The organism is Caulobacter sp. P1_B12_2, from assembly GCF_056406675.1.
Window position 1 is genome coordinate 1 of record NZ_JBFTZS010000726.1, and the last position, 1,310, is coordinate 1,310.

The window sequence follows — 1,310 nt, forward strand, 5'->3', positions numbered from 1 at the left end:
GGGCGCGACCCACGCCGCCGAAGGCTATGCGCGCAGTTCGGGCAAGCCGGGCGTCGTCCTGGTCACCTCGGGGCCCGGCGCGACCAACGCCATCACCGGCATCATGGACGCCCTGATGGACTCGATCCCGATGGTGGTCATCACCGGCCAGGTCCCGACCCACCTGATCGGCACCGACGCCTTCCAGGAAGCCGACACCGTCGGCATGACCCGCTCGTGCACCAAGCACAACTATCTGGTCAAAGACGTCCGCGACCTGCCGCAGATCATCCATGAGGCGTTCAAGATCGCCACCACCGGCCGCCCGGGTCCGGTGCTGATCGACATCCCCAAGGACGTCCAGTTCGCCCAGGGCGAATATTACGGCCCGACGGAAGTCACCTCGACCCACGCCTACAATCCCCGCACCAAGGGCGACCAGAACCGCATCGCCGAGGCCGCGAAGCTGATCGCCGCCGCCCGTCGGCCGATCTTCTACACCGGCGGCGGCGTCATCAACGCCGGCCCCAGGGCCAGCGAACTGCTGCGCGAATTCCAGGCCATGACGGGCGCGCCGGTCACCTCGACCCTGATGGGCCTGGGCGCATTCCCGGCGGCCGATCCGGCCTGGCTGGGCATGCTGGGCATGCACGGCACGTTCGAGGCCAACAACGCCATGCACGACTGCGACGTGATGATCTGCGTCGGCGCCCGCTTCGACGACCGGGTCACCGGTCGGCTGGACGCCTTCTCGCCGGGCAGCAAGAAGATCCACATCGACATCGACGCCTCGTCGATCAACAAGAATGTCCGCGTCGACCTGCCGATCATCGGCGACGCCGGCAGCATCCTCGAAGACTTGATCGCCGCCTGGAAGGCCGCCGGACACCAGGCCAACAAGACGGCTCTCACCGACTGGTGGGCCCAGATCGACACCTGGCGCGCGCGTCAGTGCCTGAAATACCGGGGCTCGGAGACCACCATCAAGCCGCAGTACGCCATCGAGCGCCTGTACGAGCTGACCAAGGGCAAAGACGTCTACATCACCACCGAGGTCGGCCAGCACCAGATGTGGGCCGCCCAGTTCTTCCGCTTCGAGGAGCCCAACCGCTGGATGACCTCGGGCGGCCTGGGCACCATGGGCTACGGCCTGCCGGCGGCGCTGGGCGTGCAGATGGCGCATCCGGGCGCCCTGGTCGTCGATATTGCCGGCGAAGCCTCGATCCAGATGTGCATCCAGGAGCTGTCGACGGCGATCCAGTTCAATTTGCCGGTCAAGATCTTCATCATCAACAACGAATGGATGGGCATGGTCCGCCAGTGGCAGCAGC

The 1,310-nt window shown here is 66.4% G+C and carries 1 protein-coding gene; it reads left to right on the forward strand.

Going from position 1 to position 1,310, the window contains the following annotated elements; genetic code table 11:
• Nucleotides 1-1,310 (forward strand): biosynthetic-type acetolactate synthase large subunit (gene ilvB, locus AC1DZ6_RS25255; protein WP_477099831.1); only part of this gene is annotated, 1,310 nt, incomplete at both ends.